Source organism: Leuconostoc gelidum subsp. gelidum KCTC 3527 (genome assembly GCF_000166715.1).
Taxonomy (GTDB): Bacteria; Bacillota; Bacilli; order Lactobacillales; family Lactobacillaceae; genus Leuconostoc; species Leuconostoc gelidum.
Genome location: NZ_AEMI01000020.1, coordinates 1 through 25,479 on the forward strand (window position 1 = coordinate 1; position 25,479 = coordinate 25,479).

Consider the following 25,479-nt stretch of genomic DNA (forward strand, 5'->3'; position numbering starts at 1 on the left):
TATACTTGACTATTGTTATTTATAAATCCATTTTGAACATCATTGCTCACAAATGTATTACTATCACCATAAACCAGTTGACTTAACAGTGCACCGTGTTCATTAACAATTTCTTGATTATTTATATTAGCAGAAACTGTTGTTTCCTTAATGATCATAATAGTAATTAAAACAAATGGTATCATTATAATTTTTAAAAAAGTATTTCTACTCATTATTTCTTCTTTCTTTTTAGAAAAACATTTACGTGTATATTATGCTGTTGCTGAGTATAAAACGTTAAAGCTAAAAACAGTTAACTTCAGTAAACTAAACTATTAAAAAATTTATTTCATTAAAAATAATTAAATTATTTACTATCCCAAATTATGCGCGACTCTGAATGAACAATACCAAAAAATGTTAAAAATATACAATATTGGTTTAACCTCAAACTATATGCGATTTAACATGAAATTCATTTTTTATGAAAACATTTCCCAACTCTTTATACAATTCGTCCTATGCCAATCTTTCGTGCCAAAAATTTTCCCCCTTTAAGCAGCCAATTTTGTCTTTCCATAAAAATCACGGGAACTTCTTGATAATTGATATGATTTTTATCCAACCAAACATCCAACAAACGCTCACTTAAAAATCCGTAAACTCTTTGTTCATAGTTATCCCACTGCACAACATCATCTTGTATTTGCACTTCAACTGCAAATAGTATATCAAACAACCAGTCCATATACGCGTCAAATTCATTTCGCTTCATAATAAACATATTGAACATATGTGCCCAGCTACGTGCCATATTTCGATCGTAAACATCTAAATATTCTGGTTGACGTGTTGCAATTACAGCACGTAACACATCTAATGATTCACCATGATGTGCATGACGGTAATGTGACTGACTACTTTCAATCCAGTATCGTCGCTTTTTAGGTACGATAACAGTGGTTGTTTTTAACAACTCACGTAAATCCGGCTCAGACAAAATTGCACTTAAACTTTTTTTCTTCGAAATTGAAAAAAACCGGCGATAATGTACAAGTCCAATAACGTCTGCATCAGAATTATGTCTTGCCCAGTATAAAGCCGTCAATTCATTGAAATATGGATTTTTAGCAGAAATATTGACTCCATTATCATCGAATAAAAATCCAGCAAATCTTTCAGAAGCAAGTGCTGATCCAACTTGAATCGGTGTATACATACATTCTTTTTGAGGCATTGGTGCTTTTTTGTGTGCTGCTACCAAGATTTGAATTTTATCAACCATAATTTTTTACCAAATCATCTAGCTCTACAATATCGAATTAGCTAGTAGAGACTATATTTTATTTTAGCGTTACCTATTTTTTGTATGAAAGCAGCGTTGACTTATTTAATTCTTTCATCAGTTAATAGGCCCCTTTAGATTTAAAAATTGCAATCACGTTTCTAAATACAATACTAATATCATAAAAAAAACCTGCATTTGCAACATATTCTAATTCTATCTGTGTCCGTTCTGGATACTCAATTAGTGACCGGCCACTAGCTTGCCATAGACCCAATGCACCAGGTCTAACTGACAAAAATATATCCTTTTGATCACCGTATTCTTTTAACTCTTCAGCAACGATCGGACGTGGCCCTACTAAACTCATATCACCAATCAACATATTCCAAAATTGTGGTAATTCATCAATTGTTGAACGACGCAAAAAGGAACCTAGTTTTGTAATTCGTGGGTCTTCTTTTGTTGGCAGTTTATAGCCACTAGTAACATATTTTTCGTATAATACCTTATCTGCTTTTAAAATTTCCTCAGCATTTGGCACCATTGATCGGAATTTATAAATGTGAAACGGTTTACCATTTTTACCAATCCGTTGTTGTTCAAATAATGCCGATGATTTTGGACTATCTATTTTTAAAATCACAAATACGATCACAAATATGGGAGATAACACAATTAATCCAAGTAACGCAAAAGCCACATCAATGAGTCGTTTAGTAATTAAATATGATTTGTGTTTTGGCTTGATTTTCAAATTTTTAACCTACTTTTACAAATATTTTGCATCGAATTTTGCATCTTGACTTGTTAGTATTTTTGGTCCTTCTTTTGTAATTGCTAGTGTATGTTCATATTGCGCTGACCATGAGCCATCACTAGTTGTAACAGTCCAACCATCTTCAGCCGTATCATCAGTATCAACTTCCCAGCCGCCAATATTAATCATTGGTTCAATAGTGATAACCATGCCTTCGCGTAAACGAATGCCATGGCCTGGTTTACCATAATGTGGTACTTGTGGCTCTTCATGCATTGTTGGCCCAACACCGTGACCAATATATTGGCGTACATCACCATAATGATTTTCAACTTCAGTATATTGCTGAATTGCATTGCCAATATCGCCAATGCGATTACCAATAACTGCTTGATCAATTCCTAAATACATGGCCTTTTTTGTCACAGCCATTAACTTTTGTATTTCAGGCGTTACTTCGCCCACAGCATAAGACCATGCTGAATCCGACACAGCGCCTTTAAGCGCAACAACTGTATCTACTTTGACCAAATCACCATTTTTTAAATGTAACCCTTTACGAGGCAAGCCATGAGCTACTTCATTATTAACACTAATTGTTGTTGCATATTTAAAGCCTTCAAATCCAACTTGTGAAGGTACGGCACCATGACTTTCAATATAGTCACGTGATTTTGTTTCAATTTCCCATGTATCAATCCCAGGTTTAATTAAGTCTTGTAACATATGATGCATACCAGCAATAATTGCGCCGGATTGGCGCATTGCTTCTATTTCTCTTGGTGATTTTAAAGTAATCATGTTGTATCTTCTTTCTGTAAAACAAGTCGATTATAGCTTATTATTTAATTAACAATACCTTACATTATACCTTTTTTAGCTGATAAAATGTTATTTATTAAAAAACGCGTCAAAAAAAAACAACCAGGTGGTTGTTACTAATCCTACTTATTTAATTAGTGTTAACACGTGCCAATGATGCTGCGCCAATGACGCCAGCATCATTACCTAATTCGGCTAATTTAACACGTGTTGTACTTCTGACTGTTGGAAATGCAAATGTTTGCCAATTTTTTTCTACACGGGCACGTAAAAACTCACCCGCTGCGGCCACACCACCACCGATAACAACGGCTGATGGATTTAATATGTTAGACATAGCTGCTGTAGCATAGCCTAAGTAATATGCCACTTTATCAATGACCTTATTAGCCAAAAAATCACCATCTTTTGCTAAATCAAACACAATTTTTGAAGTGACTTCATCCCCATCGGCAATTAATTGTTTTAGCTTTGATGAACCAACATACTCTTCAGAAAAATCTTGTGCTAAGTGTACAACACCAGTCGCCGAAGTATATTGTTCCAAGCAACCTTTGTTCCCACAAGTACACAAGTAACCATTGGGCTCAACAACAACATGCCCAATTTCACCCCCTGCACCGGCAGTTCCATGAATCAGTTGGCCATTGGACACTAAGCCCCCACCAACACCGGTACCAAGTGTGATAAATGATACTTCGTCATCATTATTACCAGCACCTCTCCAAGCCTCACCAAGTGCTGCAGCGTTAGCGTCATTGTCCAGTGTCAACGAAAACCCAGTACCAGATTCAATGTCTGCTTTAACACTTTGTTCTGTCTTCCAATTTAAGTTATAAGCCCCAGTCACAGTGCCAGTTGTCCGGTTTACCGTCCCAGGTGTGCCCATACCAATACCAATCACACGTTTTGGATCTAATTGATATAAGTCAAGGTGATGATTAATTGATTCAATAATATCTGGTACAATATGTACACCATCATCAAAAACATTCGTTTTAATTGACCATTTTTGTTGAATTTCGCCAGCTTCAGTCAAAATAGCAAACTTAATTGTTGTGCCACCAAGGTCAACACCGATTAATTTATCTTTAGCCATTATCTTAAAAGTGCAACGTACCGCCATAGACGAGATTAAATCTCTATCAAACGGTACAGCACACGTTTCCTCCTAGTAAGTTGATTACCAACTCATTTTAACAGAAAACGCCTGCAAATTGCAAGCGTTTTCATAACTTTCAGTAAACAATTGTTTATCAGAATTAATCACTTGGATTTTCTTCTTCCAACCGATGTTCATGTGCCAATATTAACTTCATTACGGCATATTTTTTATTATCAATAACGTCTGCTTTTTTTAAATTATCAACCTCTAATGCAGCTATCTCAATATCCCACAGCCGTTTGCCAACATGAATATAAACCCCAAACGTTTTTAAATAGGTTAGTATGTCATAAAAACTTTTCATGAAACGCCTCCTTTTGCAATCAAAGCGAGTGCAAGTATCAAAACCGTTACCACAGCCACTGTCAGTCGCCAAGCCATTGGATATTTTCCAGAACGGCCATAGAAACCAAACATAACAGCAAACATCATGCCACCGATTAGACCACCAATATGTCCCCACATATCAATACCTGTTGAAAAAAAACCAGACATTAAATTTAGAACGACAAAAAGTCCCATCATTGTGCCTTGCGCACGGATACGAGGGTCGTGCTTAAACTGTATAGCATATAATATCAATCCACCAAACATGCCAAAAAGTGCCGAAGAGGCACCGACGGAAACTGTCAAGGGTGCAAATAAATAAGACATAATATTACCGACAATACCGCCAAATAAATACAATCCTAAAAACTTACGACTCCCAAATGTTTCTTCAGCAATGGGACCAATGAACCATAACGTCAGCATATTGGTCAGTATATGCATAACTCCCGCATGTAAAAATATTGGCGTCACTAGTCGCCAATATTGATCATACGCTTTAATATATGGTCCCCATTTTGCACCAAAAGCGACTAGCAGGCTGCCATTATCGGTTTGTCCCCGTCCAATAAGAAATTCGGCGAAAAAAACAAGGACAGTTAAGACAAAAATACTAATTGTCACTGGTGTATTTTTAAATTGTTGTTTCAGAGTTAATAACATAGTCTTTATTTTACACTATTCTTGACAAGAAAGATAAATCAAACGGTCTGACTGCATCTATCCAGTCACATGAGGTGATGTCACACTGATAACTTGACCAACACTTAAGGCTATAATTTGTGGGTCATGAAAAGTATATGTTGGAAATTCTTGCTGCAAGGCTTGCCGATATAGTCTTAGCTGTCCTTGGTACCGCGTTTGCATTTTTTGTAACTCTTCTATCACACGATCATGCCTAATAAAGTCTGTCTTATAATCAAAAATAGTAATTGATTGTGTTGTTTCATCAATAAAATAGCCGTCAATAATACCATGAACTAATACCGGGGCATCATCAGTCAATGTATGGTAAATACGATTAGCTGGCATAATCATCGCAAATGTCGCTTCTCGCTGCAATGTATCTGCATGCTGTTTCAAACGCTTAGCGAATGATGTGTTTAAAAAAGCCATTAATTGTTCAATATTAATTAATGCTGCAACTTGTGGCAAGATGCGTTTACTATTGACTAAATTATCACGTAATTTTTCTATTGTTTGCTGTGTTTGTATTTGCTTAAAATCAATGAGTTGTAATAATAGATGTGTCGCTATACCAATTGCAGCACTTGATGGTTTATGCGAGCCATCGGTCATAAATCCCGGTAGCATTAAACTTTGGTTAACCAATTCATTAGCAGGTTTGAAATCACCATCTTCATTGATGTCTAAGGTCTTCAAGTTAAGACGATCTGGATCTTCAAACAAGCGTTTCATTTCAGTAACAGATTGGTAAGCCGCTGTGTTACTGGCAGCTTTGTTTTCATAATCATAAGCCAAAATTTTTTGAGCTTGCACATAGTCATTTGCATCATAGGATGCGTTTATTGTCTTTTCATCAGCACTGAATGTATCTGATGATTGTTGTAAAACAATGTCGTTTTCAGATATAAAATTCACAGTTAATTCGGCATCCAGTGCCGTTTCTGAACCTAATAAACGTGGTGCATCGCCATCACCTAACCAATTTTCAAGGACATCATTTTTAGTACGTGCTAAACTAATGATTAACCATGCCAAATAAGATTTGGCCGTCAAACGTAAATCCTCATTTAAAAATTGTCCGACAGTGTTTTTAGCACGTTGCCATAGGTCAGATAGCTGTTTGTTTTGCCCATTCTCATCAATTGCAACCGTGCCAATGACATATATTTGTTGTTCAGCACGTGTCAATGCTACATAAAGCAACCGCATTTCTTCCGACCAACTTTGCCGTTTAATAGCTTGTTGCACTGTCAATTTTTGTAAGGTTGGCATAGACACCAACGCGTCAGGTTGTAAGTAATCAATACCAATGCCTGCATCTTTTTGAAGTAAGACCTTACCAGTCAAATCTTTTGTATTAAATGCCTTATCAAATTCTGGTAAAATTACGATTGGAAATTCTAGTCCTTTTGAGGCGTGAATCGTCATCAGACGAACTGCTTGTACATCAGATTCTTGTGGCGCTTCACCTAATTGACCATCATTTTCTTGCAACTGTTCGATATAACGCACAAATCTAAACAGCCCAGCATTCGTATTGTTTTGATAAGTGCGTGCATATTCATACAAAGCATGCAAGTTAGCCTGCCGCTGTGTCCCACCAGGCATACCTGCAACATAATCCAGCCAGGCAGTATCATCAAATATGGTCCAAATTAAAGTGACCAAATCATTTTGAATAGCCAGTAAATGCCATTTATCAAACAAAGCGATAACTTTTTTACTATGTGTATCGTTTTTAGAAAATTTTTGTAATGCTGACCAATAATCATGCTTCTGATCTGCTAAACGCACAGCTGCAAGATCATTTTCTGTAAAATCAAATAGTGGTGAACGTAGTACAGCAGCCAATGGTATATCTTGATGTGGATTATCAATCACACGTAAAACATCAAGAATTAAATAAACTTCCATGGTTTGAAAATAATTACCCACAGATTCCACTTGGACAGGAATACCTGCTTCTCGCAAAGTAGCCACTAAGTCTATATAACCAGATTTTGATCGGGTTAAAATTGCGATATCAGCATAATTCACAGGCCGCATACCTGCTGGCGTCATTTTACGATCAAATAGCATTGTTTCCCGTAACTTCAAAATTTTATCAGCCAAGTGTGCATACTGTGCTTGGCGTTTTTCAAATACCTGTGTCTCTTCTTGATCGTTCACTACAAGATTCGAATCCTGTTTTGTTATGATGTCAATATCAAATACCGCCGGTACTGCAGTTGGATACGTCGCTTTTGGAACTAATTTCGCCTCACCAGCATACGCAATATCCCCTAATTTTTCATCCATTAATTGCGTAAATAGCAAATTTGTCATTCGTGTCACGTTGTTTTGTGATCTAAAATTATCAGCTAATTCAATTCGACTATCGTCATTTTCTGTCGTGGCAAATTGCTTATACTTGCTTGTAAACAACGTGGGATCTGCTTGACGGAAGCCGTAAATGCTCTGCTTGACATCCCCAACCATGTACATATTTTTCCCGTTTGATACTTGAGATAGTAGTGTTTCTTGTAACTGGTTGATATCTTGATACTCATCAACTAATATTTCAATAAATTGTCCATTAACTGTTTTTCGTGTTGGCTCATCGGCTAATATTTGTAATGCTAACGCACCTAAATCCGGGAAATCAACCAGTTTGGTTTCCCGCTTAGATTGCGCAAAGGCTACACGAAAAGTTTGTGTAACGACAATGAGTGTGTGCACTAATTCGTCCGTTGCGCATTGTATTTTTTGCCAATTCGCTTGATCAAATCTAAAAAATGAGTCTATTAATTGGTTTAAATCAGATTTGGAACCAACAATTTTATTTTTAACCGCTGTCACCTGAGCTAAAATAGACAACATGTCTGGTTCGTCTTTTATCCCCTTGCTTGCCCGAGTTTCAATACTTATTTTTGGCATTTGAATCACTTTGTCACGTAAGTTATCCCATGTTACATCCATCAAATCTAGCTGAATGCGCTGCAAATAGTCAATAATGGTAATGAACCCTGCTTGTGTTTTTTTAAACTCGGGTATGCCCTCAACTAAAGATTGTGCAGCCGTTGCTGAATCTAAAAGGTGGTTAATCATATCAGATACAATTGGCAACACGTCATTTTGATACATAGTTGACTGTGTGATATCACTATTTTTTGACATCTCATTATCATTTAAATGTTGCAACCACGCGTCACCATCTGGTCGTGCTTCTGCAAAATCTGCTAATTTTAAAACAATTTGTTTCAATTGCGTATCATCACTTGGACTGCTGAAATTAGTGACCAGCGCCAAAAAATCTGCATGATTTTCGTGAGATTCTTCATAAAATGACGCAAATACTTCGTCTAACACATCTTGGCGCAATAGATCGCGTTCCGCAGTATCTGAAAGTAGGCGAAACTGTGGATCTAAGCCAATCACATGATAATAGTTTTCAATTAAACGTAATGCATAGGCATCTATTGTTGAAATATTAGCCGCCGGTAGTAACAACAGTTGTTCTTGTAAAAAACGTTTCGTCTGGTTATCAGCCGTTTGCATACGTTTTTCAAGCGCTGTCTCCAAACGTTCTCGCATTTCCTTAGCCGCTGCATTAGTAAAGGTCACAATTAAAAATTTTTCAACACTGGTTCCAGATAAAATTTTTTGAATGAGACGCTCAATTAAAACAGTTGTTTTACCAGAACCAGCTGAGGCTGCAACTAAAATATTATGACCTGTTTCTTCAACTGCACGTTGCTGATTAATTGTAAATGTTGTCGCCATTATCATCTGCCTCCTGTAAAATTTTTAAAATATTGGCCTTGCCTTTAGGTGCTTCTGGTCGATAAGTATCACCTAATGATCGATCAAACCGTAAAATATCAACATATGGTGTGTACTGTAAGCTTGCTGCCGTAGGTTTTAAAGGAAAAAGACCCGCCAATATTCTCTCTCCGGCAAACATAATATTATCAGTATTACGTTTTAATAATAATGCAAAATCTTGCGCAGCTACAAAGTCACTATTGGCGTAAAGTTCGCCATCATTTTTCTTCTTGAGTTGATAAAATTGTGAGCTGTTACTGTCAGATAAATTATCTAAACTATCGATATAATCTTCTTCTGAAACAAATAGACCGCGATATTTAAAAATATCTGGTCTCACTTGCCCATCTAAAAGTGCACTAACATCGCCTTTGAAATCTGATATCAGTCGCTTTTGTGGGGCTATTTGTGCAAAAAATGCACCTCCAATGGCTTCGACACCAAGTGCTTCAGCATTCATTTGCGCTGCCTGCCAGTATGTTAATAATTGCATTTGTAGCCCATCAAATGCTTGTCCCCAATCAAATTGTTTCCCACTCGATTTATAATCAATAATTGTACCAAATACTTGTGTGTTATCTTGAATATCAAAACGATCAATTTTACCACGTACTTGCATATTAAAATTTCCTCGAGAAAATTTTAAAGCTGGTAACGCATTTTTATCCGGAAAGCCAAATAATTTTTCGACGGCACTAGGTCGCGCAATATTAACACGAGCAGCACGCTGCAAATTGGTTAACAATGTTTCACTCACTTTTTGCAAATAATCTCGTATCGCACGCATTTTACCGTTTTCTTGTAACAAGTTATATTCTGGTAACATGAGTTGAGAAGCCAGCTCTTGCTGTAATAACACTATCAAGGCTGATGTTTTTATATCTCGTAAGCTAATATTTTCTTGAATTAATCGCTGCAGGACACCTTCAAGCACTGCATGATAAAGTGTGCCTGTTTGGGACACGTTCAACTCATTGGTCACACGTTCTTTTAATTTCAAACCATATTGCAAAAAATAGCCTAAGGGATTATTATAATAACTTTCTAGTTGAGATATGGAAACATTTAATTGTTCACCAAATAGCGCCTGCACAAATTCCGGTTTTAAAGTCTGAATCGTATTGCGATAGTTTGGCGCCTGTAAAACACGTATCAAACGCTCTTTTTGTTGCTGACTAATAGCATTTTGAACTGCTTTAAAAGCTGCTGTTGTTTGTTGTGTTGGTATGATTTTCACTAATTCAGACAACGTCGCTCTAGGTGTACCAATATAATGCTTTAACAAATCAACACTGCTATGTGGGACATTACTAATTTTTTCAATCGTAATATCAAAAGTATCTGTTAATCTTTTGAAAAAAGGCGATATTTCTGATATTTTACCAGTTGCATCTAAAATAGGATATGAGAATGTTATCCCACTTGTTGTTGTAGCCAAGGCACCATAAAATAGTAGGTTTTCTTCTGCCATTTGTTGTTGTGCTGTATTCTGTAAATACTTTGCTGTGCCAGCTTCTTGCAAAGCTGGTTGTACAATTAATCTTTCAGCATCATTAATTAACGCATTTGTTTTTGTTTGTGCTGGTAAATTTGTGCGTGTACCACCAATAAAAAAAAGTTGTTTATAATGATTGCTTTGAACAATACCTGCTTCAGATATTGTCAATTGGTCCAAATTATTAGGAATTCCAGAAAATTTTGCCGCAGAAAAACCAGTGCGCAATACTTCTTTAAATACTGTCAGATCAAATGTTTGTTCACCATTGATTGCTACAATATCATCAAGTGTTTGAATAAATAGTTGCCAAACCTGTTCCCCTTGACGTGAACGTGTTAATTCACCTGCCGCAAGTAAGACATCACGTTGCTCTAAAATAGCATCGACAACATGGTATTTTTCCAGCCACAATACCAAATTTGTCGCTGCTTGCCGCATTGTTTTTGCTTGATCCAATTGTCGTTGTAAATCGTCAAATGCTGACAATATAAATCGACGCATGGTTTCAATTCGTCGATTGACTATACTGTCATCTGAAGTAATTGTTACATCATCCTCGTCTACTTGATCAACAACTGTGAATAGTTCAAATGGTTTATCTAAATTACGCCAAGTTGTTTCATACGGTCGATTTGCGTAAAGATAATTGTCAAAATAACCCATCACATCGAAAAATTCTTTTTCAGGAACTAATACACCATCCAAGTAAGGACGTAACAAACTTGTTTTCAAAATAGCCATCACATTTTGATATTGAAATCTATCTTTTTGAGGTAATAACAAATTCAATAGTAACTCAACCAATGGATGATTAGCCATTGGTTGATCATTATCTAGAAAGTAAGGCAAGTCAAATTGTGCCATCACTTCTGGTATATGTGCAGTATATGGTGTTAAATCACGCGCCAAAATTAAAATATCACGTAAGCGCAGTTCAGGTTCATTAACTAGTAACCGTCGAACGCGTCGCGCAACTTCTTGTATTTCAACAATTGTATTTTTGGCAGCAAATGTCTGTAAGTTAACATGCTCTTTTTCACCATTAAAAGCGCGGTATTCACCTAAACTTTCCCAAGCCAATAAAACTTGTTTTGTTGTTTGGCTTAGATGACGTAACTGTTTTGGCGCGTTTATCTGCACTTTTTGATCGCATGTTTGAGCAGTATGTATGAGTTGTTGCGCTGTATACATCGGTTTATTAAAGACATCGCCATCTTGTTGTTTTCCTAATCTATCAGCCTGCCCTAAAAGTGCAATTGACACCGGATATTTTGCAACCAATTGCGTGATCACTTGCATCTCAGCACTCGTAAAGCCATTAAAACCATCAAAATAAAATGCCACATTTTTTAGGGATGATTTTGCTAACTGCATAGCAAAAAAAGGCAAAACTTCCTGCGCAGTTATGTATTCCTGCCCTATTTTTCTATCTAAGGCATCCGCAACAATTGCTAAATCACGTAACTTGCTGCCAAGTGTTTGGTGTAAAAAAGTTGCATCATGACTCGTATCATTTAAAATTTGCAATAAATCTTGTGGTGTAATATGACTGGCACGTAACTCTACTAACTGTTTGACTAGTGCTGATATGAATCCACTTTTAGATTGCATACGCGCAAAAATGGGCAATTGTCCTGCATAGTCCCGCAATATATCTGATACCATAATAAATAAACCTGTATTTTGTATGATATTTGGTTGTATATCAGGCAAATTTTTTAACAACGCCCACGCCAATCGTGACAATGAGTATACTTGTAAGCGACTTTGTGCATATAATTCTTTTTTAGGATTTTGACCATTTATTATTGCAAATTGTCTTAGAACATCGACCTCACTATCAAACTTAACATGATTTGGTACGATATAATAAACTGTTAACGTTTTATCTTGTTGCGTTTTCGTCTGCACATCTTGTAATAAGGCATGCCGTAGATCAGTGCGTGCATGATTCATATAAATTGTTAGTGCCATTTGACCCTCTTTTCATATGTGCCCAAAAATTAGTACATTATCTCACACATCGTTTATTCTTTCTATATTTTATCACACAAAAAGGCACACAAATATTTGCGTGCCTTTCTTTTCAACGACGATCTTTAAGCCGCTGCTGCATCAAATGCTGATATCTTGCATACCACACATCAATATAACCTTGTGAAAAAGGTCCTGTGCCTTCATTAATCCAGTCCACTAAAATTTTGACATGTGCTTTCAAAATTTGATCGATTTCTGGTGGGTAATGCCATTTTTTACTATGAGCAGCATATTCATCTGCATCAAGTAAATGCTTTTCCCCATCTGGAAAAACTTTAACATCTAAATCGTAGTCAATATATTTTAGCGCCTCTTTATCTAGAACATAAGGTGATGCTAAATTACAGTAGTACGACACACCATTATCACGTATCATTGCAATAATATTAAACCAATACTTCTTATGGAAGTAAACAATCGCCGGTTCCCTAGTCACCCAGCGACGACCATCATCTTCCGTTACTAAAGTATGATCATTTAATCCAATAATAGCATTTTCACTGGTTTTCAAAACCATGGTATCGCGCCAAGTTCGATGCAACGAGCCGTCATGCTTGTAACTTTTGATCGTGATGAAATCACCCTCGCGTGGCCCGCGATTCGACTTATCAAAGCTCATGATCGTACCTACTCTTCTGACACCGAATTTCTATTTAATTGTATCAAATTTCACGATCAAATGATAGACTACAAGTCATTGCGATGGTTATTACTACGCACAAAATGTTGCGTGTTTGTTTTTTGGTTAGACTTTTTAGCAGAAATAAGCTGTTTTTTTAACTGTATAATAATTAATTTTAAATTTGGCAGTTGATTTTCCAATGTCTTGATTTGCTGCTGCATATAATTATCAATGCTGTCTGCTTTTTGTAAACTTTGTAATTCTTGTGCTATCTTACCCGCTTGTTGCTCTGCCGCCGACAGCTTTATTTGTATGACTTTTGAATCATAAATCTGCATGATTAAGACTCACTTTCAAGTGCTAGCATGATGATATCAATAACTTCACGATTATAACCTTTGGTATAAAGATGACTTTTTGTCTTATACTGTCGTTGACTCACTGGCTCATTTCGATAACGATGCCAGAGCTTTTCTGCTTGCCTTTTAACATTATCTAACTCAGTTGTATCATCATTCCCAACATCAAGTTCTGATACAACAGTTTGACCAATATCAAATGAAAAACCTTTATTCGCTAAGGCTTGGATAATTTTTTGTTGCTTAGCGCGTGTGGACTCACGTTTGTAAGTATTGGCAAATTTAATCGCCATTTTTTGAGCAATTTCAATTTGTTCTTCATAAGTGTAAGACGCAAGTGCCACCTCAATATCGTCTTCTAATATTCCGGCCTGCTTCAAATCCATTTTTATAGTATTTGGCCCTTTAGGACTAATTAACTTCTTTGTTGACACATAGTGCATGGCATAATTGGCATCATCAAGATACCCTAATTCTTTTAACTGTGCAATCGCCTGGGCCTGTATATCTTCAGAAATCTCTTTTTCAGTTAATTTTTGTTTCACTTGTTTAATTGTCCGTAAAGCATGGCCTAAATAATTTATTGCCGTATTAAACGCTTTAGCAATTTCATCGTCATGCTTGATTTGTTCAATTAACGTATCATCAAGCTCACGACCTTTTGCCAAGCCATATTTAATTAACACACTTTCAGACACACCAAACGCAAATTGTTTATCTAAATCAATGCTGTAACGTCCTGATTTTTTTTGTGTTGCAATTTTCGTAATCGTTTTCATATTTCTATTGTACGCAAAAAAAGACCAACGTGCTTATTTTGTTGGTAACCTGTGTATTAAGTTGACGCACACATTGTAAAAATTCTAGATTAAAACAGATGACTTGTTACCCATGAGGTTCTAATCTTCTATTTAATCATTCAAAGATGAAAGAAAGTATTCTATAATTTTTTAATGAAAACTAGCTATTTTTTTGTTTTTTACCAATTATAGTTAATTTTAATGTTGATAAGGTATAAATATATCCAACATCATGGTGATTTTATTAATCATTAGCTTTATGTTTTAAAAACAGTTATCACTATCTTTAATCTTGTCAATATATCAAAATAAGAGCACAAAAAAGTGGATTCCACCACTATAAATTAAGGCTCTGAAAATAGTCAGGTATTTGCTGCCAAGGAAAGATGAATGATTTTTTGACTACTATAAAACACTATCAAGTCCAATCTTTAAATCATTTATTTTTTCAACACCAGCTAATGAGCGCAAAACGCCTGGTACAAACGCCAATCGACTCGTTGTACTTTGTGTTAATGTTAATTGTTCATCAATACCACCAAAATAAACACTTTGTTGTGCGATATACCCTGGCAAGCGAAGCGCATGAACAGGAATATCTGAAACACGTTGCCCACGTGCCTCACCATAACTTGTTTTTTGTGCTGAATTAATCCGTTCGTTTGCAATCAATTTAGCAGTTTGTACAGCAGTTCCTGAGGGTGCATCAATTTTTTTAGGATTGTGCGTCTCAACAATTTCCACATCAGGAAAATATTTCGCAGCTTGTTGTGCAAACTGCATTAACAATACAGCGGAAAGGCTGAAGTTAGGTACAATTAAAATACCATGTTCTGATTGATCACGTAATTGTGTCACTTGCGCCTCAGTCAAACCAGTGGCACCAATAACAATAGCCATATCATGTTTTATAGCCCACTGCGCGTTTTCAAATACAGTAGCTGGTGTACTAACATCTAGAAAAATATCCGCTGTTTCAGTTATTTGATCACGTGTTGTCCAAACCGGATACTGACTTTCATGGTTATGGCCACTTAAAATACCGACAATTTCATAATTGGTTGCTGCTAAACCTTCTTGAATGGCCAAGCCTAATTTACCAAAACCACCAGCCAAAATTATTTTTGTCATGAATTAGTCTCCAAAAGTTCATCAAGCGTTTTATTTTCTTGTTTTGTCAACGGCAAAATTGGTAATCTTGCAATATTTTTAACCAAACCTTTTTCGCTTAATTTTGCTTTGACCGGTGATGGTGATGGGAATGCAAATAAAGCGTTCATACGTGGTGTGAGGTAACGTTGTATACGACCAGCTTCACGCCAATTATTAGTATTCATTGCAGCAAATAAAGCAGTCATTTCCTCACCGTATAGGTGTGATGCAACTGAAATAGTTCCGGCACCACCTTGCGCATAAGCAGCTAGTGTTTGTGCATCTTCACCTGTATAAACAGCAAAGTTTTCTGTTTGTGTGCGTTCAATTTCAGCACCTATAAATTCCGCTGAAGTTGTCTCTTTAATTGCATTAATATTTTTGTGTTGTGCTAACTTTACAACACTGTCAAGAGTAAGTCCTACTGCCGAACGACCTGGAATATTATATAGCATCACTGGCTTATTAGATGCATCTGCAATTGCTGTAAAATGTGCGATCATACCACTCTGGCTTGGTTTATTATAATACGGTGTCACAGCTAGAATACCATCAACGTGAGTAATAGCACTCAATTCACGCGCATTTTTGATAGACTCTGCTGTATTGTTTGTTCCAGCATTAGCTATCAATAGCACTTTATCTCCAACATAGTCCGCAATGTATTGCGTCAATGTTAACTTTTCTGAGTGTGTCAATGTCGGTGATTCACCAGTTGTCCCAGCAATAACAAGGCCTTGCGTACCATGAGATAACAAATAATCAATCACCTGTTTTAACGCTGAATAGTCAATCTCATTTGCTTCATCAAAAGGCGTAATAATAGCCGTAATTAAATTAATGTTCTCATACATCGCTTTTTCCTCTGAATTATATTTATTTGTTTACCTGCAATAATATAGCTGATCTACTGATTCATTCGCCATTCAATAAAATCCCTTAATGCTGTAAAACCAGGTAATAACGCAGCTTCATCTATATTTAACTTAGGACTGTGTAATGCGTGCTTATCATTGACACCTAACCATAACATGACCCCTGGAATTTGTTGTAACAAATAACCAAAATCTTCGCCAGTCATCGCTGGCTGTGCAATTTCAAAAGCAATATCATCACGCGATTGCATGAAATCAATCAATTGACTTGCCAACTTTGGATTATTTTCAACTGGTAAGTAACTACCACTTTCTAACACAACATCAATTGTTATATCATTGGACAACGCAACGCCCGCTGCAATTTGACGAACGCGGGTTAGCATAATATCCAAGTCAGTACGTGTCATACTACGGACAGTTCCTTCTAAATGGATATTATCAGGGATCACATTATTAGCTTGTCCACCGTTAATAACCCCAATACTAACCACGCCACCTTTAATCGGATCAACTGAACGGGAAACAACAGTCTGCAGCTGCATAATTAATTCCGCAGCTGCAACAATAGGATCCTTAACCAAATGTGGATAAGCCGCGTGCCCACCTTGACCATGAATATCAACTACCAATTCAGCAGTGCCAGCAAATAAAGTGCCAACTAGTGTGCTCAATTTTCCTGCTGGTAAATCTGGTTGATCATGAATACCATAAAATTCATCTGGACGCCATTCATCTTCAAAAAGTCCTAAATCATAAGCCAGTTTGCCACCGCTCTTTGCTTCTTCAGCCGGCTGAAAGAACACAATAAAATTATCCTTAGGTTGGTGCTGACTAAAATATTGCACCATTCCCAAAGCCAAACTCATATGCACATCATGTCCACAAGCATGCATGGCACCGGCATGAATTGACTGAAATGGCAGATCTGTTTGTTCTGTGATTGGCAAAGCATCAATATCTGAGCGATAACCAATCGTTCGCTTTGGGTCACTACCTTCAAAACGTACCAAAATGGCGGTTGGCAATTCTGCTACTGTACGAATAGTCATCGTATCGTTTTGCCAACTTCTTATTTTGTCCATTAAATAAGCATGTGTTTGGAATTCAACCAACGCCAGCTCAGGAATTAAATGCAAATCTCGACGATACTGTTGTAAATTTTCAAAAGTTATCTCAGCCATTATAATCCTCGTAAGGCGTCAATTAAGGCAGTCTTTTGCTGTGTTTTTGAATCAATTTTTTTAATCACCTTGGCTGGCACACCGGCCACAACAGTATTAGATGGCACATCTTTTGTCACAATGGCACCTGCTGCAACAACCGCGCCATCACCTACTTGAACGCCTTCTATGACCACAGCATTAGCACCAACCAAGACGTTATTGCCAATACGAACTGGTTGCGCAGAGGCTGGTTCGATAACACCTGCCAAAACAGCGCCCGCACCAATATGTGAATTGGTGCCCACAATTGCACGCCCCCCCAGTATTGCACCCATATCAATCATTGTGCTAGCGCCAATTTCAGCACCAATATTAATGACTGCTCCAAGCATAATGACAGCATTATCTCCAATTTCAACTTGTTCACGAATAATAGCACCGGGTTCAATACGCGCATTAATGTTCAACTTATCAAGCAGAGGTACAGCCGAGTTGCGTGACTCATTTTCAATATAAACATTTTCACTAGGTAGACTAGCAATCAGGGGTTGTACGTCAGACCAATCACCAATCAATTGACCAAATGAGACACCACCAAATTGTTGCACATTGGCTGGAATCTCACCATCTAAAACACCTTTATAAGTAACCTTTACCGGTGTCACCTTTTTAGCATTGGCAATAAAATCGATCAATCGTTGCGCATCATTTTGAATTTCTGTCATGAGTCCTTAGTTCCCTTTTGTTTGTTTTAGTTTTACTGCCCTATAAACAGCGTATTACTTATCGCTTTTTTTCAACATATAATCATGATCCAAGGCTATTAAATGCGCATATGATTCACGCGTAACAATTAATTGATGCTTGCCGTTTTCAACAAATACGACAGCTGGTCTTGGATTACGATTATAATTTGACGCCATAGCATATCCGTACGCGCCAGTTGCCAAAACAGATAAAATATCGCCAGGTTTGGTTTTCGGTAACGCTTGTTGCCATACTAACACATCCCCTGATTCACAATATTTACCTGCCACACGCACAACTTCTTGGGTTGATGCGTTGGGGTTATTGGCTAATATTGCGTCATAATTTGCCTGATACAACGCTGGCCGAATATTATCCCCCATACCACCGTCAACTGCTAAGTAGTGACGTAAATCAGGAATATCCTTCCTTGACCCAATCGTATAAAGTGTTTGCCCTGCTGGACCGACAATTGAACGCCCTGGCTCAATCCAAATTTCCGGCATTTTCCAATCATACTCGGCTGCTTTACCCTTCAAAGTACGGATAATCGCATCTGCATACTCACTTTCAGGTAATGGTTCATCTTCTGACGTGTAACGAATACCAAAACCACCACCAACATTGATAACTTCTGGTTGAAATCCCCAACTTTCAGCCGTCTCTGCGAGTAGTGCAGCATTTTTTTCAAAACCGGTCACATCAAAAATTTGTGATCCGATGTGTGCATGGAGTCCACGCAGATTAAAATTTTCATTCTGTTTAGCAATGTCATAAGCTGCCTTAGCTTGTCCCGTTAACAAATCAAATCCAAATTTAGAATCTTGTTGCCCAGTACTAATGAATTCATGTGTATGGGCCGATATGCCTGGTGAAATTCGCAATAATATATCTTGTTTCACACCATTTTCAGTAGTAATTTCTGACAATAATTGTAATTCCAAGAAATTATCGACAATAATTGTTCCGACACCCTCGGTAACTGCCATGGTGAGTTCTTCCCAACTTTTATTGTTACCATTAAAACTTAGATGTTTAGGATCAAAGCCAGCTGCTAATGCCGTGTAGAGTTCACCACCGGAGACAATATCAGCATGGATTCCTTCTTGCTGTGCCACTTGATAAATGGCTTTGGTAGCAAATGCTTTAGACGCGTAACTCACGACATAAGGAACATGTTCTTTTTCAAAAATAGCCTTAAAATCACGCATAGTTTGACGAATTTTAGTAACATCGTATACATATAATGGTGTCCCATAAGTTTTTGCTAATTCAATTGCGTCAACCTCACCGATTGTCAAATGTTGTGCCGTATTTACTGGGTAGCTCATATACTCTCCTAAGTTCTATTTGTGTCAACAATTGTACACAAACTAACAATTCCCCTTTATTTCACATAAAAAGCCTTTTGTTCGAGACTAGGTCACGGACAAAAGGCTTTTGTGTTTAGCAATTTTGACTGTTTCCATAGCTCACCGTTATTTCTAACGACAGTCTAATAGTTATTAGCTATTAGCCCAACAAATATCTCCTTTGAAGACGATTCATTTCGGCGATATCCCCTTTTACTTGGTTAAACTGTTATAACAGTTTAACCAAGCGACTCATGTCAATCGCGACCTCTATGTGAAATTAAATTTTTATATTGTAGTAATCATAACTTATTGAGTAAAAAATGTCAAACCTTTAATCTAGTATTCTGTATCAATAAAAGTTAGACCAAGTTCTTTACCGTACTGTCGAATGGTTGATTCTGCCAAATTCATTTCAAAGGACAAATCAATGTAACTCGTCATGCCAGCATTAAACAAGGCAGCTACTTTAATTTTACGTTCATCTTTACCAATAGCAGACTCGGTTGCAAGCGCCCGAAGGCCATGTCCCACAACATCATTTTCAGGCTCACTGTCTGGTTTTTTATCTCGTTTTTCACGGTCACGGTAGGCCTGTGCAGCAGACTTGACATCAAGCATTGTCACTTCAACTTCATCTTTTAACGCAGCTTCTTTTTTAAATTGATAATTCATGTCAATACCTCAAAAAAGTGTTCGATCAATGACATCATTGCCATTAACAGATAGTATCTTACCGTTTTCATATACTGTTTGTAATAAGTCTTGACCAGGTTCATTTTGAGAAACAGTCACGATGTTCTTATCACGTAAAACAACCTTAAGTAGTCCAGCTTTTGATGTTTTTGCAACATCAGTTTTAGGCTTTTTTTGGATGTCGATTTTGTCACCGGCGGTATTCTCAGCATAGGCTGCTTTAATCGCAAATCTTTCAGTGTCTCGGGTAAAGCCTTCTTGTAACAAACCACCGCCTGAACCAACGACCAAGTTGTCTACTGACCAACCGTCTTGCATGATTGCTTCATAAAGTGACACAATCGTGTCTGCTTTCATGCCATCCCCCTGAATCACACCAACATTATGTTGCAATACCTTATAGCCTTTATCATTGGTTGTCGTGCCAAAAATATCCTCTAATAATGATAATACTTGTAAATCAATCGTTTCTGGATCACCGGAGTCAGGTCGTAAAACAATTCGTCCGGCGCGTTTGATGATACGATTTTTAATTTCTGGGGAGCCAATAACTTTTTTAATAAAATTCAATGCATCATATGAATCAATCACAATCGACAAAATAGCACTATCGGGTGCACGATCCAATTGCGCATTAACGTAGTCAAACTCGCCTTGACCCACACCATAAGCAGTTGCGACTGAATGTTCAGTCGCCCAAACTGACAAAGCACGCCCTGAAATACCATAAACATCATTAAAATACTGTGATGCAGCCATGTTATCGGATCCTTGGAAATGTAATAAATGCGCAGAACCACCACGTTTACCGGATTCAAGCGATGTCGCACCACGTAAACCAAAATCATTAACAGCTAGTGATATTCCAGCTATTGTACCTGACTTTTCAAACAATGGTAGCAAACGCTTTTTAATATACAAAGAGTTTGTAGCAATCGTCGTTGGATACCAAACATGCATCAGCACAACCTCTAACGCATTCAAACTCGTTGCAAACCAGTCAGCTGTTGATTCAATTGTGAACAGTGCATTACCAGTTGGTACTTCAAGCCCTTCAGGTAATGCCTTAATTTTAACCGGAAAATAGCCTAAATCGCGCACTTTTTCCCAGACTGCACGATTAAAATAAGCCGATGTGTTAAACGTCATTTTAGATACTTGCTCGGCTTCATCAATCATAGCGTCTGTAATCGGGTTATGAAAATAATCATGCAAAATCATAGACATGCCAAACCAGCTGACTGTATCAAAACGACCACCCACACGTGCTTCACCGTAAGAATAGAGTTTTGTAATATTTGTTGGATACTGTAAATGGTGTGTTAGCTTGTAGGCATCTGTTGCCAAAATTAAATTTTCCATCATTAACTTATCACCGGTAAGTCCGTTGTAATTATTGTTTGCGTCACATCTGTGAAGTGATCTTCATTTATACGCAACAAACGCCAATCATATTCCTTGTCATCATCAAATTCGTCAATGTATGGTTCAAACTCGCCTTCTGTTTGTAAGATTAAATAACCAGCAAAAGCAGTAACAAAATCCATACTAGACGTCACAACTCGTGTTAATTGACCTTGATCGAAGAAACCAACAGCCAGCTTATCACCTTGCCATTTTCCTTCAAATGCCCATTTGAGCGTGATCCAGTCAGAAGTTGTGATACCAAGATTCATCAAATAATCCAATGACAAACGAATATGTATTGGATGCTTTTCTGATTGTGTTTCAATGCCTTGTGCATCAAGTTGGCTAGAGAAGATACCAACTAACGCCTCTAATTCACCAACCGTTGGCATATTTTCTTCATTCTCAAACGATTTAACTAAGGCCAAATCAATGTCCAAAGCATCGCTAATTTCTTCGGCAGATATGCCAGTTAATTGTTGTAGTTTTTTTAAATTATTCATAACTTTATTATACTAAAAAAGCCACCTCAAAGGCAGCCTTATTTTTTTGATTTTGTTATTTTTTTGGCACGTTGGCTAATAATCACCGACCGAATAATTCCAATAATTGTTGGCAACAGTGTGATTAAAGCAATTCCTAAAATAATCACTGAAAAATGTGCACTGACAAAGGGAATATTACCAAATAAATAACCTGCCCCTGTTGCAATCAGACTCCATGAAAAAGCGGCGATAACATTATTTCTTAAAAAATGACTATATGGAAACTGACTAATACCAGCCACAAAAGGAATAAATGTCCGCACAATGGGCATGTACCGACCAATAATAATCGCTGCTGCCCCACGTTTTTCAAAGAAAGCCTCTGCTTCATGAATATGAGTTTCCTTGATAAAACGACCAATAACTGGATGTCTAATAAGCTTGTAGCCACCCGTACGACCAATCCAAAAATTCAAGGAATCGCCTGTCACTGCGGCAACGAAGAACAAGACCATGAATACCCAATGATTTAAACCAGCATGTAGGCCAGCTGGTGTTGCCGCAACCGCGCCAGCGGCAAAAAGTAATGAATCACCAGGCAAAAATGGCATGATGACAATCCCTGTCTCTATAAAAATAATGGCAAATAAAATGAGGTAAGTCCATGGTCCAAATTGTGTCACCAGACTAGCGATGTGCGCATCAATATGGAGGATGAAATCTATTAAAAACATATGATTGATGTATTTCGTCAAACCAAACAAGGCTTGCGAGAAACACGTTCCCCTAACTTAATTTTTTTGAATAAGATTAGTGTACCACAATTTTTATGTCAAACATAATATACAAACGACACAATGTCTTTTAAATACATGATAAAATAGATTTTAGACAAAATTTGTCCGTTTACTGGATATTACAACACTTACAAAATAATCTGTTGTACAGTTATATTATGTTGCAAATCAAAGGAGAAAACATATGAACGAAACAAAGCTTATTGCTGATCTTGAAGAAATCAATCGTCATGTTGACAATGATAAAAAGCTACCCGGGGCTAAAAACATTTATTTGGCAGCGGGCTGGTTCTCAGATACACAAGAAGCATTATTGAAGGATGCTTTTATTCAGCTCAGTGCTAATCCAACAATTGCACACATTCACGTGCCACTGTTGCATCAATATGGTGGTATGGCATTAGGTGATGCCAATAGCGAACCAGATTTTGAATGGGGCGCTATGACTTACAAAGCAGACATCAAAGCAATTGATAATTCTGATCTCACTGTTGCGGTTTTTGAGGCAGAAGATGCCGACACAGGTACGGCAATGGAATTAGGTTACTCGGTAGCCTCAAACACGCCTATTGTGTCAGTATTTTCTGGTAATATAGACCAACATCCAATCAACCTTATGCTATCATTTGGTACAGATGCTCACGTCACATCAACTGCTGAATTAGCAAATTATGATTTCTTTGATATTACACCAAATAAATATATGGGAAAACTCATTTAATTTAATAGTTCACTTATAATAAGAAAGGTGCCAAGCCGCTCTCTCAAAGTACTGTCAAGTTGCAGACCATCCAGAGTGCCTTAATCTTGGCAAACATAAAACTATGCAAAACGCCTCATCTAAACAAATTTCTCACTGGCAATTGATCAACCCCCTTTGGTATGCTGAACAATTCAAGGGTTGGACACGATTATCTTACACACTATTAATTATTGGTTTACTAATTATTGCCTACACTAGTTTTGGCATGGGTGCACCAATTAGTGGCATGACTTTTGCCACATTTTTTGCGGCAGCATTTGGTTGGACAACTGTCCTCGGTTTAAAAGAGGCAAAGCCTATGAATGGCCTTTTTGGTCTATTATCGGCCGCTATCTATATTTATGTTGCGTGGTTACACAGTAATCCGGCTGACGCGGTATTACAATTAACCTATGTTATCTTGCTAGACATACCTGTCTTAGTCATGCCATCATGGGTTAAAGATACTGACAAACATGTCCGCTTTATTCATGAAACAGATATTCGCGGCGAAAAACATGGTAAATCGTTTTGGTACACTATTATTGCGATCGTGGCTGTTGTCGCTTTTGTTGCTGCTTACCTATTTGAAACTCAAGTGCTCCATACACCACGCCCAATATCAGATTCATTAGTATTAGGTACTGGGTTAGTTGGTGCTGTCTTAACAACTTTTCGCTTTTCTGAAAGCTGGTTTGCTTGGCTACTACAAGGTATTATGCAAATTGCCTTGTGGGGCTTGACAGTTGCGGCCGGTGGTGCACTAGGCGCCTCTGCCTTGGTTATTTTAGTCACTTATCTTATGTATTTTGCAAATGATGTTCTAGCTATTGTCCAATCATCATGGTTTCATCATAAAGAAATCACGGCACAGCTAGCACAACGACATGTCAAGTAAAATACCTTGACATTGTTTTTAACAAACCTATTGACAAAAGTGTTAAATTTCGGTAAACTTGACTAGTTGATAAATTGAAACGAAAGGAGGTGCCATTTATGGCTACCCCATCAAACAAGAACTCAAAGTCTCACAAACGTAACCGCCGCGGACACATTGGTTTGAATGTTCCTAACATTATGTTGGATCAAACAACTGGTGAGTACCGTGTAGCTCACCGTGTCTCACCTTCTGGTGTTTATAACGGTAAGCAAGTTATAGAAAAGAAGTAATCACACATGAAAACCTGTACCATTGTGGCACAGGTTTTTTGTTTGCAATTTTATGGTAAAATGGTGACATGACAATTACAATTAGAGAAGCAGCGGTTGATTCTGTCGAAACTGCCAAACAAATGCGTCAAAAAGGCGCTAATCGTATTGAACTAAATAGTCGGTTAGACTTAGGTGGACTCACACCAGACACGCGCACAATCATTGATACCCTGATTGCCATTGACGATGTGCCAGTCATTATTATGGTGCGTCCTCGTGGTGGTGATTTTGCCTATTCTGACATTGAATTGCAACAAATGCAAGATAGTTTACAACAAATTGCTGATCTTGGTGGTCAATTTGTGACATTTGGTGTTGTTCGTGACGGTCTTTTAGACAAAGAAGCCATGTCTACATTAATTATGCGTGCTACTGAATTAAATTTACAAGTTATTATGCACATGGCATTTGATGCCATTGATCAAGACCAACAACAACAGGCTATGTATTGGTTATCAGATCATAATGTTCGTCGCATTTTGACACACGGTGGTGATCTCACCACACCAATTATGATCTTATTACCGCATCTACAAGTGCTTGTGAACGCAGCACCAGCGAATTTAACAATCTTACCTGGTGGTGGTATTACAGTTGCCAATTCACAAACCATTGCTGATACACTCGGTGTCACTGAAGTGCACGGATCTAAAATTATTTAATTTTGAAATGGTCTCTTTAACAATATAGTTAAAGGCTT

General features: G+C 37.4%; 24 protein-coding genes, 1 pseudogene and 1 riboswitch. Of the genes and pseudogenes, 4 read left to right on the forward strand and 21 right to left on the reverse strand.

Annotated features, from left to right (window positions below; translation table 11 throughout):
• The 21 genes and pseudogenes from EUI_RS10105 to EUI_RS0106075 all read right to left on the reverse strand — a co-directional run.
• Positions 1 to 215, reverse strand: a pseudogene (locus EUI_RS10105) (CHAP domain-containing protein); the annotation flags it as partial.
• 272 nt (positions 216 to 487) lie between these two features.
• On the reverse strand, positions 488 to 1,267 hold the full coding sequence (locus EUI_RS0105980) for a DUF4422 domain-containing protein (protein WP_010016786.1): 780 nt from the start codon (positions 1,265 to 1,267) through the stop codon (positions 488 to 490).
• 121 nt (positions 1,268 to 1,388) lie between these two features.
• Complete coding sequence (locus EUI_RS0105985) at positions 1,389 to 2,024, reverse strand: sugar transferase (RefSeq protein ID WP_010016788.1); 636 nt, start codon at positions 2,022 to 2,024, stop codon at positions 1,389 to 1,391.
• A gap of 15 nt (positions 2,025 to 2,039) precedes the next feature.
• A complete protein-coding gene (map, locus tag EUI_RS0105990) occupies positions 2,040 to 2,828 on the reverse strand; it encodes a type I methionyl aminopeptidase (RefSeq protein WP_010016789.1) in 789 nt (262 codons plus the stop codon).
• Between the two features lie 151 nt (positions 2,829 to 2,979).
• Entirely contained in the window at positions 2,980 to 3,948 is a 969-nt protein-coding gene (locus tag EUI_RS0105995) for an ROK family glucokinase (protein WP_010016790.1), read from the reverse strand.
• Between the two features lie 163 nt (positions 3,949 to 4,111).
• A complete protein-coding gene (locus EUI_RS0106000) occupies positions 4,112 to 4,318 on the reverse strand; it encodes a YqgQ family protein (protein ID WP_010016791.1) in 207 nt (68 codons plus the stop codon).
• Positions 4,315 to 5,004: a rhomboid family intramembrane serine protease gene (locus EUI_RS0106005; RefSeq protein WP_010016793.1), complete on the reverse strand. Its 690-nt coding sequence runs from the start codon at positions 5,002 to 5,004 to the stop codon at positions 4,315 to 4,317. The genes EUI_RS0106000 and EUI_RS0106005 overlap by 4 nt, the downstream gene beginning before the upstream one ends.
• A gap of 57 nt (positions 5,005 to 5,061) precedes the next feature.
• On the reverse strand, positions 5,062 to 8,790 hold the full coding sequence (gene addA, locus EUI_RS0106010; protein WP_010016795.1) for a helicase-exonuclease AddAB subunit AddA: 3,729 nt from the start codon (positions 8,788 to 8,790) through the stop codon (positions 5,062 to 5,064).
• Entirely contained in the window at positions 8,768 to 12,304 is a 3,537-nt protein-coding gene (locus EUI_RS0106015; RefSeq protein ID WP_010016796.1) for a PD-(D/E)XK nuclease family protein, read from the reverse strand. The genes addA and EUI_RS0106015 overlap by 23 nt, the downstream gene beginning before the upstream one ends.
• Before the next feature lie 112 nt (positions 12,305 to 12,416).
• Positions 12,417 to 12,986: a nucleoside tri-diphosphate phosphatase gene (gene ntdP / locus EUI_RS0106020; protein ID WP_010016797.1), complete on the reverse strand. Its 570-nt coding sequence runs from the start codon at positions 12,984 to 12,986 to the stop codon at positions 12,417 to 12,419.
• Between the two features lie 68 nt (positions 12,987 to 13,054).
• A complete protein-coding gene (locus tag EUI_RS0106025) occupies positions 13,055 to 13,327 on the reverse strand; it encodes a hypothetical protein (RefSeq protein WP_010016798.1) in 273 nt (90 codons plus the stop codon).
• 2 nt (positions 13,328 to 13,329) lie between these two features.
• Positions 13,330 to 14,127 (reverse strand): recombination regulator RecX, encoded by a 798-nt coding sequence (recX, locus tag EUI_RS0106030; protein WP_010016799.1) that lies wholly within the window; start codon positions 14,125 to 14,127, stop codon positions 13,330 to 13,332.
• A gap of 426 nt (positions 14,128 to 14,553) precedes the next feature.
• Positions 14,554 to 15,279, reverse strand: coding sequence for a 4-hydroxy-tetrahydrodipicolinate reductase (gene dapB / locus EUI_RS0106035; RefSeq protein WP_010016800.1), 726 nt, complete (start codon positions 15,277 to 15,279; stop codon positions 14,554 to 14,556).
• On the reverse strand, positions 15,276 to 16,154 hold the full coding sequence (gene dapA, locus EUI_RS0106040; protein WP_010016801.1) for a 4-hydroxy-tetrahydrodipicolinate synthase: 879 nt from the start codon (positions 16,152 to 16,154) through the stop codon (positions 15,276 to 15,278). Before dapA ends, dapB begins: the two co-directional genes overlap by 4 nt.
• 53 nt (positions 16,155 to 16,207) lie before the next feature.
• On the reverse strand, positions 16,208 to 17,359 hold the full coding sequence (locus tag EUI_RS0106045; RefSeq protein ID WP_010016803.1) for an N-acetyldiaminopimelate deacetylase: 1,152 nt from the start codon (positions 17,357 to 17,359) through the stop codon (positions 16,208 to 16,210).
• Complete coding sequence (gene dapD, locus EUI_RS0106050) at positions 17,359 to 18,066, reverse strand: 2,3,4,5-tetrahydropyridine-2,6-dicarboxylate N-acetyltransferase (RefSeq protein WP_010016804.1); 708 nt, start codon at positions 18,064 to 18,066, stop codon at positions 17,359 to 17,361. Before dapD ends, EUI_RS0106045 begins: the two co-directional genes overlap by 1 nt.
• 54 nt (positions 18,067 to 18,120) lie before the next feature.
• Positions 18,121 to 19,419, reverse strand: a complete 1,299-nt coding sequence (lysA, locus tag EUI_RS0106055) for a diaminopimelate decarboxylase (protein WP_010016805.1) — start codon at positions 19,417 to 19,419, stop codon at positions 18,121 to 18,123.
• 129 nt (positions 19,420 to 19,548) lie between these two features.
• Positions 19,549 to 19,721: riboswitch (Lysine riboswitch) on the reverse strand.
• A 58-nt stretch (positions 19,722 to 19,779) separates the two neighbouring features.
• Complete coding sequence (locus EUI_RS0106060) at positions 19,780 to 20,115, reverse strand: hypothetical protein (protein ID WP_010016806.1); 336 nt, start codon at positions 20,113 to 20,115, stop codon at positions 19,780 to 19,782.
• Between the two features lie 9 nt (positions 20,116 to 20,124).
• Positions 20,125 to 21,501 carry a nicotinate phosphoribosyltransferase gene (locus tag EUI_RS0106065; RefSeq protein WP_010016807.1) on the reverse strand — a complete coding sequence of 459 codons (1,377 nt, stop codon included), beginning with the start codon at positions 21,499 to 21,501 and terminating at the stop codon, positions 20,125 to 20,127.
• Positions 21,501 to 22,046 carry a helix-turn-helix domain-containing protein gene (locus EUI_RS0106070; protein ID WP_010016809.1) on the reverse strand — a complete coding sequence of 182 codons (546 nt, stop codon included), beginning with the start codon at positions 22,044 to 22,046 and terminating at the stop codon, positions 21,501 to 21,503. The genes EUI_RS0106065 and EUI_RS0106070 overlap by 1 nt, the downstream gene beginning before the upstream one ends.
• Before the next feature lie 38 nt (positions 22,047 to 22,084).
• Positions 22,085 to 22,762, reverse strand: a complete 678-nt coding sequence (locus EUI_RS0106075) for a VTT domain-containing protein (RefSeq protein WP_014947540.1) — start codon at positions 22,760 to 22,762, stop codon at positions 22,085 to 22,087.
• A 247-nt stretch (positions 22,763 to 23,009) separates the two neighbouring features.
• Here EUI_RS0106075 and EUI_RS0106085 point away from each other — a divergent pair, with 247 nt between their 5' ends.
• From EUI_RS0106085 to EUI_RS0106100, 4 genes are all read left to right on the forward strand, one after another.
• On the forward strand, positions 23,010 to 23,546 hold the full coding sequence (locus EUI_RS0106085) for a nucleoside 2-deoxyribosyltransferase (RefSeq protein ID WP_010016811.1): 537 nt from the start codon (positions 23,010 to 23,012) through the stop codon (positions 23,544 to 23,546).
• Positions 23,547 to 23,649: 103 nt separating this feature from the next.
• Positions 23,650 to 24,465: a nicotinamide riboside transporter PnuC gene (gene pnuC, locus EUI_RS0106090; RefSeq protein ID WP_010016812.1), complete on the forward strand. Its 816-nt coding sequence runs from the start codon at positions 23,650 to 23,652 to the stop codon at positions 24,463 to 24,465.
• A 98-nt stretch (positions 24,466 to 24,563) separates the two neighbouring features.
• Entirely contained in the window at positions 24,564 to 24,737 is a 174-nt protein-coding gene (rpmF, locus tag EUI_RS0106095) for a 50S ribosomal protein L32 (RefSeq protein WP_010016813.1), read from the forward strand.
• Between the two features lie 68 nt (positions 24,738 to 24,805).
• On the forward strand, positions 24,806 to 25,441 hold the full coding sequence (locus EUI_RS0106100; RefSeq protein WP_010016815.1) for a copper homeostasis protein CutC: 636 nt from the start codon (positions 24,806 to 24,808) through the stop codon (positions 25,439 to 25,441).
• The last annotated feature ends 38 nt before the right edge of the window (positions 25,442 to 25,479 follow it).